General features: G+C 74.7%; 13 protein-coding genes. 9 read left to right on the forward strand and 4 right to left on the reverse strand.

Annotation, left to right across the window (positions count from 1 at the left end; translation table 11 throughout):
• The first annotated feature begins 1 nt into the window (after nt 1).
• From pheS to AC068A_RS05995, 5 genes are all read left to right on the forward strand, one after another.
• Nucleotides 2-1,132: a phenylalanine--tRNA ligase subunit alpha gene (gene pheS, locus AC068A_RS05975; RefSeq protein WP_478581284.1), complete on the forward strand. Its 1,131-nt coding sequence runs from the start codon at nt 2-4 to the stop codon at nt 1,130-1,132.
• Nucleotides 1,132-3,660 (forward strand): phenylalanine--tRNA ligase subunit beta, encoded by a 2,529-nt coding sequence (pheT, locus tag AC068A_RS05980; RefSeq protein WP_478581287.1) that lies wholly within the window; start codon nt 1,132-1,134, stop codon nt 3,658-3,660. Before pheS ends, pheT begins: the two co-directional genes overlap by 1 nt.
• Before the next feature lie 163 nt (nt 3,661-3,823).
• A complete protein-coding gene (locus AC068A_RS05985) occupies nt 3,824-4,996 on the forward strand; it encodes a PP2C family protein-serine/threonine phosphatase (protein ID WP_478581290.1) in 1,173 nt (390 codons plus the stop codon).
• Nucleotides 4,997-5,374: 378 nt separating this feature from the next.
• On the forward strand, nt 5,375-6,715 hold the full coding sequence (locus tag AC068A_RS05990; RefSeq protein ID WP_478581292.1) for a transcriptional regulator: 1,341 nt from the start codon (nt 5,375-5,377) through the stop codon (nt 6,713-6,715).
• Nucleotides 6,716-6,767: 52 nt separating this feature from the next.
• The gene (locus tag AC068A_RS05995; protein ID WP_478581294.1) at nt 6,768-7,298 is read left to right on the forward strand and encodes an NUDIX hydrolase; all 531 of its coding nucleotides are present in this window, start codon (nt 6,768-6,770) and stop codon (nt 7,296-7,298) included.
• Here the strand turns inward: AC068A_RS05995 and AC068A_RS06000 are convergent.
• Nucleotides 7,295-8,734, reverse strand: coding sequence for an acyltransferase family protein (locus tag AC068A_RS06000; protein ID WP_478581498.1), 1,440 nt, complete (start codon nt 8,732-8,734; stop codon nt 7,295-7,297). The two genes, AC068A_RS05995 and AC068A_RS06000, sit on opposite strands and share 4 nt — an antisense overlap.
• A 90-nt stretch (nt 8,735-8,824) precedes the next feature.
• Complete coding sequence (locus AC068A_RS06005) at nt 8,825-9,697, reverse strand: 3-hydroxybutyryl-CoA dehydrogenase (protein ID WP_478581297.1); 873 nt, start codon at nt 9,695-9,697, stop codon at nt 8,825-8,827.
• A gap of 175 nt (nt 9,698-9,872) precedes the next feature.
• On the opposite strand from AC068A_RS06005, the gene AC068A_RS06010 reads away from it, so the two are divergent.
• On the forward strand, nt 9,873-11,195 hold the full coding sequence (locus tag AC068A_RS06010; RefSeq protein ID WP_478581300.1) for a glycoside hydrolase family 10-like protein: 1,323 nt from the start codon (nt 9,873-9,875) through the stop codon (nt 11,193-11,195).
• 24 nt (nt 11,196-11,219) lie between these two features.
• On the opposite strand, the gene AC068A_RS06015 is transcribed toward AC068A_RS06010, so the two are convergent.
• Nucleotides 11,220-11,417, reverse strand: coding sequence for a DUF1918 domain-containing protein (locus tag AC068A_RS06015; protein ID WP_385424709.1), 198 nt, complete (start codon nt 11,415-11,417; stop codon nt 11,220-11,222).
• Nucleotides 11,418-11,479: 62 nt separating this feature from the next.
• Complete coding sequence (locus tag AC068A_RS06020) at nt 11,480-12,496, reverse strand: DMT family transporter (protein WP_478581303.1); 1,017 nt, start codon at nt 12,494-12,496, stop codon at nt 11,480-11,482.
• Here AC068A_RS06020 and AC068A_RS06025 point away from each other — a divergent pair.
• Genes AC068A_RS06025 through AC068A_RS06035 form a run of 3 tightly spaced genes read left to right on the forward strand, consistent with a single transcriptional unit; the run spans nt 12,495 to nt 15,349 of the window.
• On the forward strand, nt 12,495-13,952 hold the full coding sequence (locus tag AC068A_RS06025) for an aminotransferase-like domain-containing protein (protein WP_478581306.1): 1,458 nt from the start codon (nt 12,495-12,497) through the stop codon (nt 13,950-13,952). The two genes, AC068A_RS06020 and AC068A_RS06025, sit on opposite strands and share 2 nt — an antisense overlap.
• 31 nt (nt 13,953-13,983) lie before the next feature.
• Nucleotides 13,984-14,559 (forward strand): histidine phosphatase family protein, encoded by a 576-nt coding sequence (locus AC068A_RS06030; protein ID WP_478581309.1) that lies wholly within the window; start codon nt 13,984-13,986, stop codon nt 14,557-14,559.
• A gap of 40 nt (nt 14,560-14,599) precedes the next feature.
• The gene (locus AC068A_RS06035) at nt 14,600-15,349 is read left to right on the forward strand and encodes an N-acetyltransferase (protein WP_478581312.1); all 750 of its coding nucleotides are present in this window, start codon (nt 14,600-14,602) and stop codon (nt 15,347-15,349) included.
• Nucleotides 15,350-15,385: the final 36 nt, after the last annotated feature.

A 15,385-nucleotide genomic window follows, 5' to 3' on the forward strand; every position in this document is an offset into this window, starting at 1 on the left:
GATGTCGGCACCCAACAAGTCGTACGACCCTGTCGAGGTCGAGGCACTGAAACCGGAAGAGATCGAGCGCATGCGGGACGAGGCGCTCGCCGCCTTCGCGGCCGCCGGCGACCTCGACGCCCTGGCGCACGCGAAGACCGCCCACGCCGGCGGAACCTCGCCGCTCGCCCTCGCCAACCGCGAGATCGGCGCGCTGCCCCCGCAGGCCAAGGCCGAGGCGGGCAAGCGCGTGGGCCAGGCCCGCGGCGCCGTGAACAAGGCGTACGCGGAGCGCCTCGCCCAGCTGGAGGCCGAGCGCGACGAGCGCGTACTGGTCGAGGAGGCCGTGGACGTCACGCTGCCGTACGACCGCGTCCCCGCCGGCGCCCGCCACCCCCTGACCACGCTGATGGACCGCATCGCGGACGTCTTCGTCGGCATGGGCTACGAGGTTGCCGAGGGCCCCGAGGCCGAGGCGGAGTGGTTCAACTTCGACGCCCTCAACTTCACGCCGGACCACCCGGCACGCCAGATGCAGGACACGTTCTTCGTCCAGGGCCCCGAGGGCGTCCAGGGCGACGAGTCCGGCGTCGTGCTGCGCACCCACACCTCGCCGGTGCAGGCGCGCTCGCTGCTGGAGCGCCGCGAGCCGCCCGTCTACATCGTCTGCCCGGGCCGCGTGTACCGCACCGACGAGCTCGACGCCACGCACACCCCGGTCTTCCACCAGGTCGAGCTGCTGGCCGTGGACAAGGGCCTGACCATGGCCGACCTCAGGGGCACCATCGACCACATGGTCAAGGAGCTCTTCGGCGAGGAGACCACGACCCGCCTGCGCCCGCACTTCTTCCCGTTCACCGAGCCGTCCGCCGAGATGGACATGCAGTGCTACGTGTGCCGCGGCGCCTCGGTGGGCAACCCCGACCGCCCGTGCCGTACCTGCTCCAGCGAGGGCTGGATCGAGCTGGGCGGCTGCGGCATGGTCAACCCGAAGGTGCTCATCGCCTGCGGTGTGGACCCCGAGGAGTACAGCGGGTTCGCCTTCGGCTTCGGCATCGAGCGGATGCTGATGTTCCGGCACAACGTGGAAGACATGCGAGACATGGTCGAGGGTGACGTCCGGTTCACCCGGCCGTTCGGGATGGAGATCTGATGCGGGTCCCGCTTTCTTGGCTGCGGGAGTACGTCGACCTGCCCGCGGGCACCACCGGTCGAGACGTCGCTGCCAAGCTCATCGACGCCGGCCTGGAGGTCGAGACCGTCGAGCAGCTCGGCGCGGACCTGACCGGTCCCCTCGCCGTCGGCCAGGTGCTGACCATCGAGGAGCTGACGGAGTTCAAGAAGCCCATCCGCTTCTGCACCGTCGACGTCGGCCGGGCCAACGGCACCGGCGAGCCCCAGGAGATCGTCTGCGGCGCCCGGAACTTCTCCGTGGGCGACAAGGTCGTCGTGGCGCTGCCCGGCGCGGTCCTGCCCGGCGACTTCGCGATCGCCGCGCGCAAGACGTACGGCAGGAACTCGCACGGCATGATCTGCTCCGGCGACGAGCTGGGCATGGGCGACGACGGCACGCACGGCATCATCGTGCTGCCGCCGGAGCACGAGGCCGGCACCGACGCCATCGAGCTGCTGGAGCTCGTCGACGAGGTCCTGGACATCGACGTCACCCCCGACCGCGGCTACTGCATGTCGATGCGCGGCATCGCCCGCGAGACCGCCACCGCGTTCGGCCTGCCGCTGCGCGACCCGGCGCTGATCGACGTGCCCGCGCCGAACTCGTACGGCTACCTCGTCAAGATCGAGGACCCGGCCGGCTGCGACCGCTTCACCGCGCGCACCGTCACCGGCCTGGACCCCGAGGCCCGCTCCCCGATCTGGCTCAAGCGCCGCCTGCAGAAGGCCGGCATGCGCCCGATCTCCCTCGCCGTGGACGTCACGAACTACGTGATGCTGGAGCTGGGCCAGCCGCTGCACGCCTACGACCGCTCCCGCCTGGACGGCGCCATCGGCGTCCGCCGGGCCGAGCAGGGCGAGAAGTTCACCACCCTCGACGGGGTCAAGCGCACCCTCGACGCCGAGGACCTGGTGATCACCGACAACAGCGGGCCGATCGGCCTCGCCGGCGTCATGGGCGGAGCCAACACGGAGATCGCGGACTCCGTGGCCGACCCGGAGACGGGCGCCGTCACCGGCACCACGGACGTCGTGATCGAGGCCGCGCACTTCGACCCGGTCTCCATCTCGCGCACCGCCCGCCGCCTGAAGCTCTCCTCGGAGTCATCCAAGCGCTTCGAGCGCGGCGTCGACCCGCAGGCCGCCTCCGCGGCCGCGCAGCGGACCGTCGACCTGCTCGTGCTGCTCGCCGGCGGCACCGCCGAGGCCGGCGTGACCGAGCTCGTCGCCCCGGGCGCCCCGCGCACCGTCGCGATGCGCGCGGACCACCCGGACAAGGTCGCGGGCGTGGACTACGGCCGCGAGACCGTCGTCCGCCGCCTCCAGGAGGTCGGCTGCGACGTCTACGGCCAGGACGAGCTCGTCGTCACCGTCCCGTCGTGGCGGTCCGACCTCGCCGAGCCGAACGACCTCGCCGAAGAGGTCATCCGGCTGGAGGGCTACGCCAACCTCCCGTCGACCCTGCCCCAGGTCCCGTCCGGCCGCGGCCTGACCGCCCGCCAGCAGCTGCACCGCCGGGTCGGCCGGGCGCTGGCCGGCGCCGGCTACGTCGAGGCGCTGAACTACCCGTTCATCGGCGAGCAGGTCTTCGACCAGCTCCAGCTGCCCGCGCACGACGCCGCCCGCCGGGTCGTGAAGCTGGTCAACCCGCTCTCCGACGAGGAGCCGGCGCTGCGCACCACGCTGCTGCCGGGCCTGCTCCAGGCACTGCGCCGCAACGACAGCCGCGGCAGCCACGACCTCGCCCTGTTCGAGACCGGTTCGGTCTTCCGGCCCGGCGACCGGCCGGGCCTCGCGGTGCGGCTGCCCGTCGACCGCCGTCCCACGGACGAGGAGATCGCCGCGCTCGACGCCGCCCTGCCGGCCCAGCCGCGGTACGCCGCGGTCGTGCTGGCCGGAGCGCGCGAGCAGGCCGGCTGGTGGGGCAAGGGCCGCCCGGCCGACTGGGCGGACGCGGTCCAGGCCGCCCGCACGCTGGCCGTCGAGGCCGGTGCGCAGCTGGTGGTCCGCCAGGGCCAGTACGGTCCCTGGCACCCGGGCCGCTGCGCCGAGCTCGTCGTCACCCTCGACGGGGTCGAGCACGTCATCGGCCACGCCGGCGAGCTGCACCCGCGCGTCGTGAAGGCGCTGGGCCTGCCGGCCCGCACCAGCGCGATGGAGCTCGACCTCGACCGCCTCGCGGCGGCCGGCGGCAAGGCCGTGGCGGCGCCCCGGATCTCCTCCTTCCCGGTGGCGACCCAGGACGTCGCGCTGATCGTCGACGCGTCCGTCCCGGCGTCCGCCGTCGAGGCGGCGCTGCGCAACGGCGCGGGCGAACTGCTCGAGTCGCTGCGGCTGTTCGACGTCTTCACCGGCGAGCAGGTCGGCGAGGGCAAGAAGTCCCTGGCGTACGCGCTGCGCTTCCGCGCGGCCGACCGCACGCTGACGGTCGAGGAGTCCACGGCCGCCCGCGACGCGGCGGTGGCGCTGGCCGCCGAGCGCACCGGGGCGGTGCTGCGCGGCGCGTAGCGGCTTCCCGCAGGCGTAGGGCCAGGTGAGGGGCGTATCCGGAGCACCGGATGCGCCCCTCACTCATTCGGGTGAGAACACTCCTCGGCCGAATCCCGGGGCGGGCCGGGTCGCCAGAATCGAGGCGGCCGGGTGCCCAGGGCCGGACACGGGAGTCCCAGGGATGATCACGCGTGGGGAGATGCCCCAGCTGCGCCGGGCGGGTGTCCTTGCATGGGGCGGCGCCGCGGTGTCCTGGGAGCTGTCCACGCCCGGGCGGCCGCTGTGGGCCGGCCTCGCCAGCTGCGCCGCCTTCCTGCTCCTCGCCGCCGGGTGCGCCCTGCACGTGCGGCGCGGCCTGAAGGCCCGGCTCAGACGCTCCCAGGAGATCGCGGGCGCCGCCCAGCGGGCGCTGCTGCGGCCCCTGCCGGGCCGGATCGAAGGCCTCGCGGTGGCGGCGGCGCAACTGTCGGCCAGCCGGGGCGCGGCCGTCGGCGGCGACCTGTACGAGGCCGTGCCGACCGCGTACGGGGTGCGGGCCGTCATCGGGGACGTACGCGGACACGGCCTGCCGGCGCTGGCGGCCGCGGCGGCGGTGCTGGGCGCGTTCCGGGAGGCGGCCTACGACGAGGCCTCGCTGGCCGGGGTGCTGCGGCGCATGGAGCGGGCGCTCGGGCGGCACGTACGCGAACGGGCCCGGGCGGAACACCCGTCCGCCTGCCCGGCCGAGCCGGAATCCCCCTCCGCCGAGGAGTTCGTGACGGTGCTGCTGCTGGAGATCGGGCGGGACGGCGCCGTGACCGCCCTCAACTGCGGCCACCCGTGGCCCGTTCTGCTGCGCCGGCCGGACGAGCCGCTGGAGGCCTGCGCAGCCGCCCCGTACGCCGCCGCACCGCCCCGGAAACGGGTGGCACTGCCCGGACCCGCCCCGCACCCGCCGGCGGGGCCGGGCGGGGCCGCACCCCGGACGGGGAGAGGGCGGGCGCCCCGGCCGGCGGTGGGAGGGGAAGCGGCCGGGGCACCCGCCGCGGAGGGGGTGCGGGTGCTCGACGGGGGCGAGCCCCTGCCGCCGCTCGGGGTGGTGCCCGTGCCCGACGGGCTGGTGGCGGGGGACTGCGGCCAACTGCGGCCCGGCGACCTCCTGTTCCTGCACACCGACGGCGCCGAGGACGCCCGCGACGCCGCCGGCCGGTTCTTCCCGCTGCCCCGCGTCCTGGCCGGGATCCTGGCCCGGCATCCGGCGCCCACCCCCGCGCGGCTGGTCGCGGGCGTGCACACCGCACTGCTGCGCCACACCGGCGGGCGGCTCACCGACGATGTCGCCCTGCTGGTCCTCCGCAGCGACCGCTGCGCCTGAACGACCGCTGCACCCGAACCCCGTACCGGGACGGCAACCGGAACCGCACACCGGGCCCCGGTGGGAGGGCCCGGCGCGCGTTCCTCCCGGCCCCTGCCGCGACCCGGTGACCAACCGGGCGCCGGCGGAGCCGAGGCGCGCCGCCCGCCTGCCGTGGAGTGTCGGGCAGACAGCACGACGGGCGGCGCGGTGCGGGTCGTCGCACTGTACGAGGGGGAGCCGACGACCCGGACTGCCTCTTTGGCGAGGCTCTTCAGTGAACCGCTCCCGGGGCCTCCGGCGGCAGAGTGCGTATCGCATTTATGCGCGTACTCGTTTCACACCCCGTGTGAACCCCGCACCCACTAGCCTGAAACCGACGAGCCCTTGGAGGGGCCCATGCAGCCCAACGCCCTGCTCGACGCCCTCCTCGCCGAGGCGGGCATGTCCCACGCCGGACTCGCCGCGCACGTGAACCAGGCGGGCCGGTCCCGCGGGCTGGCCCTGCGCTACGAACACACCGCCGTCACCCGCTGGTTGAAGGGACAGCGGCCCCGCGGCCAGGTCCCCGACCTGATCTGCGAGGTGCTCGGCGGCCGGCTCCGCCGCCCGGTCTCCCTGGACGACGTCGGGTTCGGGGTGCCCGGCCAGCCCGCCGCCCCCCACTCCTCCCCGCTCCAGGGCTTCGTCGACCGGGCCGCCGCCCTGTGGCGCTCCGACCAGCAGGGGCGCTTCCCGCTGCTCACCACCGAGGCGGTCACCGGCACACCCGCGGTGATCCCCGTCTGGGAGTGGGAGAACCCGCCCGAGGACGCCGACGTCTCCCGCGACGGCCCCCTGCGGATCGGGCCGGAGCACATCGAGATCCTGCGGGCCGCCCGCGCCCACTACGAGCTCATGTACCGCCGGGCGGGCGGGGTCGCCACCCGGGCCCGCATCGTCCGCTTCCTCGGCAGCGAGACCGCGCCCATGCTGCGCGGCGGTTACCCCGACGCGCTGGGCCGCGGGCTGCACCGGGCCGCCGGATCCCTGGTCGCCGTCGCGGGGATCTGCGCGTACGACTCGGACGCCCACGGACTCGCCCAGCGCTATTTCCACCAGGCGCTGCGGCTGGCCAAGGCCAGCGGAGACCGGGGCCTCGGCGCGTACGTCATCGCGCTGCTCGTCAACCAGTCCCTGCACCTGCGCGAGCACCGCCAGGCCGTCGCCTTCGCCGAGGCCGCCCTGCGCTCCGCGAGCCGCGACACGACCCCGGCCCTGACCGCCGACCTGTACGCGATGCAGGCCAAGGCGTACGCCCAACTCGGCGACCCGGCCTCCGCGTTGGCCTGCATCCGGCACGCCGAGGCGGCCGCCGAGCGGATCCGGCCCGGCTCGGAGCCGGACGAGACCGGGTACGTCCAGCCCGGGCTGGTCAACGTACAGGTGGCCGAGGCCCTGCTGAGCCTCGGGGACCTCGACGCCGCGCACGAGCAGGCGGCCGCCGCGGTCGGCACCCCCGCCCACGACCGCGGCCGGGTCCACCGGCTGGCGATGCTGTGCGAGATCCAGCTGCGCCAGGGGGAGGCGGACGGGGCGGTGGCGACGGCCGCGGAAATGGCCGAGCGGGCCAAGGGGATGGAGTCGCTGCGGCTGCGGGACCGGCTGCGGGCCGTCCGCGAGCAGCTGCTGAGCAGCGGCTGCCCGGGCGCCGAGGAGACGGCCCGGCTCATCGACGGGGCGCTGCGCGTTCCGCTGTGACCGGTGCGGCTGCTGCCATGTTGCCACCGACGATCCGGAAGGTGGCAGAACCGTGCAGTGGACGAACCTGAGTGAGCAGACCGTGTACAAGAACCGCTGGTTCGACGTGAACCTCGCCGATGTGGAACTTCCCGACGGCCGGCACCTGGACCACTTCGTGATCCGGCAGCGGCCGGTCGCCGCCGCCACCGCCGTCAACGGGGCCGACGAGGTACTGCTGTTGTGGCGGCACCGCTTCATCACCGACAGCTGGGGCTGGGAACTGCCCGCGGGCGTGGTCGAGGACGGCGAGGACCTCGCGGGCGCGGCGGCCCGGGAGATGGAGGAGGAGTCGGGCTGGCGGCCCGGCCCGCTGCGCCACCTGATGACCGTGGAGCCCTCCAATGGGCTGACCGACGCCCGCCACCACCTCTTCTGGGCGGAGGGGGCCACGTACGTCGGCCATCCCGAGGACGACTTCGAATCCTCGCGGCGGGACTGGGTGCCGTTGAAGCTCGTGCCGGAGATGATCGCCCGAGGCGAGGTCCCGGCCGCGAACACGGCGGCCGGGCTGCTCCTCCTGCACCACCTGCGCCTCGGCTAGCCGCCGTCCCGCCCGGCGGCGGCCATCCGGGCCGGCGCGGCCGACTCCTCCCCGGCGGCGGCCACCCGGGCCGGTTCCTCCCCGGCGGCCCGCTGGGGAGGAACCAGTCCGCCCGGCGTGCCGGCCGGGGTGCGCGGCCACCGCCGGTCGGCCGCCCGCTGGACGCGCCGGCCGAGGTTCTGCATCGGCAGCTCGACCAGGCGGTACAGCAGATGGCTCGCAGCCAGCACCACCGCGAGGAAGACCGCGGTCCAGGCGAGGCGGCCGAGCGCCGACGAGGGCTGCGGCGGCACCCCGACCAGGGGGCCGATCGTGCGCAGCAGCGGGAAGTGCAGCAGGTACACCGAGAAGCTGATCGCGCCCAGCCAGGTCAGCACCCGCGGGAAGCGGCGCCCCCGCAGCAGGAACCCGAGCCCGAACACGGCCCACGCCGCCAGGCAGGAGAAGGACCAGGCCCTCCAGCCCGAGGTCCAGGTGTGGTGCTCGTAGCCTCCCCGGTTGTACAGCCATCCGACGAGCACGCCCGCGACGACCACGAATCCGCAGGAGAGCAGCGACAGGGTGCGGGTGCGGCCGGGGCGGCCGTGCTGCGCCCGGTACACCGCCGTGCCGGCGAACATCGTCGCGAAGATCATCCAGGTCTCGAACCACGGGGCCCGGCTGTTCAGCGTGCTCAGCACCAGGCCGGTCCCGGCGAGCAGCGCGGCGCCCGCGCCGGTCGGCCACCGCCTGCCGCTGAGCACCCCGGCGAGGCCGACGAGCGCGATCGGCGTGACGATGAGCAGGAGCAGCCGGGTGGAGACGGGGCCGTCCGTCAGGAGCCGGGAGCCGACGGCCGTGCCGACCGCCAGGGCCGCGGTGGCGCAGGCCACCGCGATCGTGCCGCTGTGCCGGTGCAGCCCGCGGGTGAACAGGGCGGTCACGAAGAAGTAGAAGATCATCTCGTAGCAGAGCGTCCAGGTGACGTTCATGCTGTTGACGACCCCGAGCATGTCCTGGAGCATCAGGCCGTTCGCGACCAGCGAGGCCGGGTCGTCGCCGGTGCGCAGCAGCGCCACCGAGCCGTCGCCCTCCGGCAGCATCATGATCGAGACGGCCAGGGCGGCCACCAGGGCCGGGTAGATCCGGAAGATCCGCCCGATCCAGAAGGCCCGGACGTCGCCGCGGCGCTCCAGCGAGGCCGGAATGATGTAGCCGCTGACGATGAAGAAGAGCATGACGCCGAACAGGCCCAGGTCGACGTTCTGCGTGACGGCCTTCCCGAAGGGGAGCATGCGCAGGACGTCGAAGTGGTGGAGGGCCACGATCAGGGCGGCGACGCCGCGCAGCGCGTCCAGCCAGCCGAGCCGGGGGCCTGGTGCGGCGGCCGGGGCCGGAGCCGCGTCCGCGGGGCGGGCAGCGGCGGACGACCGCCCGGCGCGGTGGGGGAGGGACATCTTCACCGCAGGACCCTAGCGGTACCTCGGCCGCCGCGAGGACGACCGAGGTGCTTCTCACACTGCCGCCGGACCCGGCGGCCGGGCGGCTCAGGCGTAGGCGTAGAAGCCCGAGCCGGTCTTTCGGCCGAGGCGGCCCGCGTCGACCATGCGCTGGAGCAGCGGGGGAGCGGCGTACAGGGGCTCCTTGAACTCCGAGTACATCGAGTCGGCGATCGAGGCGATGGTGTCCAGGCCGATCAGATCGGAGAGCTTGAGCGGGCCCATCGGGTGGGCGCAGCCGAACTCCATGCCGTTGTCGATGTCCTCGCGGCTCGCGATGCCGGACTCGAACATCCGGATCGCGGACAGCAGGTACGGGACCAGCAGGGCGTTGACCACGAAGCCGGACCGGTCCTGGGCGCGGATCGCGTGCTTGCCGAGGACGCTCTGCACCAGGCCCTCGGCCCGCTTGATGGTCTCCTCGCCCGTGGTCAGCGCCGGGATCAGTTCGACGAGCTTCTGCACCGGGGCCGGGTTGAAGAAGTGGATCCCGATGACCTGGTCGGGCCGGGAGGTCGCCACGGCCAGCTTGACCAGCGGGATCGACGAGGTGTTCGAGGCGAGGATGGCGTCCGGGCGGGTGATCACCTGGTCCAGGACCTGGAAGATCTCCGTCTTGACCTGCTCGTTCTCGACGACCGCCTCGATGACGAGGTCGCGGTCGGCGAACTCGCCGAGATCGGTGGTGAAGCTGAGGCGGGCCAGGGTGGCGTCCCGCTCCTCCTCGCTGATCTTGCCGCGGGCGGCGGCCTTGGTCAGGGAGTTCTGCAGCCGGGTCCGCCCGAGTTCCAGGGCCTCGCCCGTGGTCTCGGCGACCTTCACCTCGAGACCGCTGCGGGCGCACACCTCGGCGATGCCGGCACCCATCTGGCCACAGCCCACTACGCCGACCCGTGTGATGTCGGAAGGGAGGTCAGTCACTTCGTGCCTTTCGCTGCTCCGTCGTCGGCGGGTCCCCCGTTGTCGTCAGTTGTCACTGCAATCCGGCGCCCGCCACGCCCCCCGACGTTACCCCCGATCTTGCCGGTGATGACGGGCCGGGGCGGGCATGCTGGGCGCAGACAGGCGATGTCACGCAACGGAACGGAGTCGTCACATGACGTACATCGGACGGCGGGGGCTGCTGGCGGGGGCTGCGGGGGCGTTCGCCGCCGCAGCGGCGGGCCCGGCGCAGGCGGCGGAAGCGGCGGAGCCGGTGCGGGGCCGGCCGCCGGCGGCACGTGCGGCCGCCCGGTCGGAGGGGGCCGGGGCGGCTCCCGGACCGGCGGACCGGCGGGACTCCCGGCGGAAGGGCGCCGCGGAGTTCCGCGGTATGTGGATCGCCTCTGTGGAGAACATCGACTGGCCCTCCGCGGCCGGGCTGGACGCGGGGGAACAGCGCGACGAGCTGACCGCCCTCTTCGACGCCGCCGTCGAGCACCGCCTGAACGCGGTGTTCCTCCAGGTCCGGCCCACCGCCGATGCGATGTGGCCCGCCGCCCGGGAGCCCTGGTCGCAGTGGCTGACGGGCCGGCAGGGCGCCGACCCCGGCTGGGACCCGCTCGGCACCGCCGTCGTCGACGCCCATGCCCGGGGGCTCGAACTGCACGCCTGGTTCAACCCGTACCGGGTCGCCAACAACCACACCGACCCCACGCGTCTCGCGTCCTCGCACCCGGCGCGCCGCAATCCCGGCTGGACGGTCCCGTACGGCGGCAAGCTGTACTACAACCCCGGCCTCCCCGAGGTGCGCGCCTTCGTGCAGCAGGCCATGCTCGACGCCGTCTCCCGCTACGCGCTGGACGGGGTGCACTGGGACGACTACTTCTACCCGTACCCCGTCGCGGGGGAGTACTTCGACGACGACGACGCCTACGCGCGCCACGGCTCGGGCTTCGCCACGCGCGCCGACTGGCGCCGCTACAACATCGACACCCTGGTCCGGGAGATGTCGGAGCGGGTGCGGTCGGTGCGTCCCTCGGCCCGGTTCGGCATCAGCCCGTTCGCGGTCTGGCGCAACCGGGACCGGGATCCGCTCGGCTCGGACACCCGGTCCCTCGCCGCGTACGACGACCTGTACGCCGACACCCGCAAGTGGGTGCGGGAGGGCTGGATCGACTACGTCGTGCCGCAGGTGTACTGGCACATCGGCCATCCGACGGCCGACTACGCGAAGCTCGTCCCGTGGTGGGCGCAGACCGTCGCGGGGACGGACGTCGACCTGTACATCGGGGAGGCGCTGTACCGCTGCGCCGCCGACAGCGCGACCGCCGCCTGGCGCGACCCGGCCGAGCTGTCCCGGCACCTGGCCTTCGCGCGCCGGTACGCCGAGGTCCGCGGCCATGCCTACTTCTCGGCGAAGCAGGTGGCCGCGGACCCCAATGGAGCGATGGCCAGGGTCGTCGCCGACCACTACCCGACGGCGGTGCCGCCCCGCTGAGGCGCCGGGCCGCCGGGTGCCGCGTCAGTGCCGGGGCTCCTCCGGGTGCTTCACCACGCAGTCGGGGCCCGGGGACATCAGGGCTTCGTGGCCGTCGGGGAAACGGACCCGGTAGGGCGGGCTGCCGTTTTCGCCCAGTACCTGAGTGATCTCGCCGACCTTGTCGTGCTGCCCCACGACTCTGCCGTGCTGCACCAGCTGGTCGCCTTCGGTTGCGCGCATAAGCTGACCTCCTCGGAGGCGGTCTGGATCCGGTGACGCCAGTTTACGGCGAATAGTCCGGATTAAGCCCGCTGGGTGAGGGCAATGCAGACCAGCACCGCGCAGGCGGCCGCCGGAGCGGCGGGCGACAGCCGCTCGCCCAGCAGGGCCACCGACCACACCAGCGTCAGCAGCGGCTGGGCCAACTGGAGCTGGCTGGCCCGCGGGGCACCGATCTCCGCCATGCCCCGGTACCAGACGTACAGGCCCAGGAAGGTGGAGCCCGCGGCCGCCCACGCCAGCCCGGCGAGCCCGTGGGCGGTCAGCCGCACCGGCTCGTACGCCAGCCCCAGCGCGGAACCGGCGAGGGTGAGCGGGAGGGCCAGCACCAGCGCCCAGCCGATGACCTGCCACCCCGGCATGGCGCGGGCCAGCCGCCCGCCCTCGGTGTATCCGGCCGCGCAGGCCAGCAGTGCCCCGAACAGGAACCCGTCGCCGGCCGAGAGCGAGCCGCCGCTCTCGGCCAGGGTGAAGGCGAGGACGACGGCGGCCCCGGCGACGGCCGCGGCCCAGAACCGGCGCGAGGGGCGCACGCCGGTGCGCAGGGCCGACAGGACCGCCGTGGTGAGCGGCAGCAGCCCGACCACGACGGCGGCGTGCGAGGTGGTGGAGGTGGTCAGCGCCAGGGTGGTGAGCAGCGGAAAGCCGACGACCACGCCCGCCACGACCACCGCCAGCCCGGCCCAGTGCTCGCGGGCGGGCAGCGGGACCCGCCCGGCCAGCAGGAAGACCCCCGCGATCAGCGCGGCGAGCACGCTGCGCACCGAGACGAAGCTCCAGGGGCCGAAGCCCTCAAGGCCCCAGGCCGTGGCGGGGAAGGTCAGGGAGAAGGCGACGACGCCGAGGGAGGCGAGCGCGGTGCCGACCGCGGTGCCGCCCCTGGGGCTGCCTGCGGTCCCGGTCGTCGGGCGGGCCTGGGTGCCGGTCGTCGGGCGGGCCCGGACGCCCGCCGGAGCGTCGGCCGGAGTCCCTGCCGTGGTGCTGTCCGGCGCTCCGGCCGCTATCGAGTGGGGGGCGGTAGCGCTATTCTGTGCTCTCATGTACGAGCGTAGCAGTGTGGCGGAACTGGCGGACATGCTGCGTTCCGAGCTGGACCGCTACTCGGTGGGTGGAAAGCTGCCGTCGAGCCGGGCCCTGGTGGAGCGCTTCCGGGTCAGCCCTGTCACCGTCTCCCGCGCCCTCGCCCGGCTCGCCGCCGAGGGCCTCGTGGTCACCCGGCCCGGCGCCGGCGCCTACCGGGCCGGCCCCCGTACGGCCGAACCCGTGCCCGGTGACACCTCCTGGCAGGAGGTGGCCCTCAGCGCGGAGGGCGCCGGGGAGGTGGTCCCCCGCTCGGTGGACGCCTCCGGGGTGCTCGCCTCCCTCGCGGCCCCGCCGACCGGGGTCATCGAGCTCAACGGCGGCTACCTGCATCCCTCGCTCCAGCCCGAGCGGGCCATGGCCGCCGCCCTGGCCCGCGCCGGCCGCCGCCCCGGCGCCTGGGGGAGGCCCCCCGTGGAGGGGCTGCCCGAGCTGCGCGACTGGTTCGCCCGCGAGATCGGCGGCTCCGTCGCCGCCGCCGACGTACTGGTCACCGCGGGCGGGCAGAGCGCGCTGACCACCGCCGTGCGGGCGCTGGCCCCGCCGGGTGCGCCGATCCTCGTCGAGTCGCCGACCTACCCCGGGCTGCTGTCCATCGCCCGCGCCTCCGGGTGCAGGCCCGTGCCCGTCCCCGTCGACACCGACGGGGTCCGGACGGAACTGCTGGCCGCCGCCTTCGAAGCCACCGGGGCCCGGGTGTTCGTATGCCAGCCGCTCTTCCAGAACCCCACCGGCGCGGTGCTGGCCCCCGAACGGCGCGCCGAGGTGCTGCGGATCGCGCGGGAGGCCGGGGCGTTCGTCGTGGAGGACGACTACGCCCGCGCCCTCGGCCACGAGGACGCCCCGCCCCTGCCCCCGACCCTGGCCGCCGAGGACCGCGACGGGGCCGTGGTGCACGTCCGGTCGCTGACCAAGATCACCTCGCCGAGCCTGCGGGTGGGCGCGCTCGCCGCCCGCGGCCCCGTCCTGGACCGATTGCGGGCCATCCAGGTCGTGGACAGCTTCTTCGTGCCCCGCCCGCTCCAGGAGGCCGCCCTCGAACTCGTCGGCGCCCCCGCCTGGCCGCGCCACCTGCGCACGGTCGCCGCCGAGCTGCGGCACCGGCGCGACGTGCTGGCCGGCGCGCTGCGCCGCGGACTGCCCGGGCTGAGGCTGGACCGTCTCCCCTCCGGCGGCTTCCAGCTGTGGGCCCGGCCAGGCGGGGAGGGCGACGACTCCGCCTTCACGGCCGCCGCCCTGCGCGCCGGCGTCGCGGTCACGCCCGGACGCCCGTACTTCTGCGCGGAACCGCCGGGTCCGTACGTGCGGTTGAGCTTCGCCGGGGTCTCGGGCGCGGCGGAACTCGGCGAAGCCGTCCAGCGGCTGCGCAGCGGGCTCGGGGAGGAGCGGGCAGCAGCCGTCGGTCCGGACGCTTGACCCCGTGCCGCCCGCGGCCCACCATCGCCGCATGAACGTTCGGGTCTCGCTCGTCGCCGCAGCCCGTGGCTCCTCGCTGCTCGCCGAGCGCTTCGACGACGACCGCCCGCTGGACGACGAGGGCTGGCGCGCCCTGACCGACGCCGCGCACGGGCTGGTGCCCCTGGGCGCCGCCGGACTGCGCTACTGCTCGCCCGGCCCGCGCAGCCGGGCCACCGGCCGGGCCCTCGGGTACGCGCCGCTCGCCCAACCCGCGCTGCGCGAGTGCGACATGGGCCGCTGGCGGGGCCTGACCCTGGCCGAGGTCGCCGCCCGCGAACCCGGCGCCGTGGAACTCTGGCTCACCGACCCGCTCGCCACCCCGCACGGCGGCGAATCCCTCCTCGCCTTCATCTCCCGCATCGGCGGCTGGCTCGACACCCGGCCCGCCGACGACGGGGGTGCGATCGTCGCGGTCGCGGAGCCCTCGGTGGTCCGGGCGGCCCTGGTCTACGCGCTGCGGGCCGCCCCGCAGACGTACTGGAACGTGGACGTCCGCCCGCTGTCCACCGTCACCCTGACCGGCTGGTCGGGGCACTGGCACCTGTCGCTCCAGGCCCCCGCGTAATCCGGTGGAGGCACCGCCGCAACGCCTCTAGCCTGCGCGCATGAACGGAATAGAGATCACCGCGATCGCCGAGCGCCCCGAACTCGCCGAGCGGCTGTACGACATGGAGGACTCGTGGCCCGAGTTCTCGGGCAACGACTCGCTCGCCTGGCTGCTGTACCCCCGGATCGTGTCGGAGCTGCCCGAGTACGTGCTGGTCGCCACGGACGGCGACGCAGTGGTCGCCCGCGGGTTCAGCGTGCCGTTCGCGCTGCACGCGCCGGGCCGGGACGGGGTGCTGCCGGCCCGCGGCTGGGACCAGGTCCTCATGTGGGCCTTCTCCGACCTGCGGCGCGGGATCGCGCCCGACACGGTGAGCGCCATCGAGATCAGCGTCGACACCGGCCGGCAGGGCGAGGGCCTGTCCGGGCGGATGCTGGCCGCGATGCGGGACAACGCCCGGGCGCGCGGCTTCGCCGAGGTGGTGGCCCCGGTCCGGCCCAGCGGCAAGCCGGCCGAGCCCGATACCCCGATCCAGGAGTACGCGTACCGCACCCGCGAGGACGGCCTGCCCCACGACCCGTGGCTGCGCGTCCACGTCCGCGCCGGCGCGGTGATCGACTCGATCGCGCCGCTGTCGATGACCGTCACCGGCTCCCTGGACGAGTGGCGCGCCTGGACGGGCCTGCCCTTCGACACGGCCGGCCCGGTCCACGTGCCCGGGGCCCTCACCCCGGTCCACTGCGACCCGGTCCAGGGCTACGCGGCGTACGTCGAACCGAACGTCTGGGTCCGCCACCCCCTGACCTGACGGCCGGCCCGACCGGCGGCCGGCCCCGGGCGCGGC

The organism is Streptomyces sp. NPDC043854 (assembly GCF_056436005.1).